Annotated in this window: 1 protein-coding gene; it reads left to right on the top strand. The window is 47.0% G+C overall.

Going from position 1 to position 644, the window contains the following annotated elements:
- A partial coding sequence (locus R7Q11_RS27080) for an AMP-binding protein (RefSeq protein WP_225467099.1) occupies window positions 1–644 on the top strand: 644 nt, incomplete at both ends.

Below are 644 nucleotides of genomic sequence, written 5' to 3'. Positions count from 1 at the left end.
TCTAGAGAAGATAAAGCAGCATTAAATGCGATTTTTCTCATTTTGCCTACGGTAGATACCGTGGTTGAAAACACTGAGGATGACTATCAGCATGACAGGTTGGCTTCGATTGTGTTTACCTCAGGCTCAACGGGGGCACCGAAAGCGGTGGTTCATACGCATCGACAGCACCTAGCTTCGGCAGAGGGATTACTATGTGAGTTCACCTTCCATCAACAAGACACTTGGTTGTTGTCGCTTCCACTTTATCATGTTTCCGGCCTTGCGATTGTCTATCGCTGGTTGTTTGTTGGCGAAACATTGAAAATCGGCACGCGAAGACTGGCAGACGATATCCTCGCGGTTTCACACGCCTCTCTAGTGGCGACTCAACTTAAACGCTTGCTAGATGATGATGTTGAACTGTCACTGACGCACGTTTTGCTGGGGGGCAGTCATGTGGCTCATGAGTTGGCGGTAAGAGCCACAGAAAAAGGCATCGAAACGTGGCTAGGTTATGGTATGACCGAGGCTGCATCTACCGTTACGGCAAAACAGATCAATGACGTAAGCAATGCTGGGCATTTACTAAAAAATCGTAAGATTAAGTTGGTTGATGAGCGCATTTACATTGGTGGACAAACGCTAGCTTCAGGCTATTTTCA

The organism is Vibrio sp. 970, from assembly GCF_033339075.1.
Note: the sequence above shows the minus strand (reverse complement) of the source record. Positions and strands in the feature narration are given on the sequence as shown.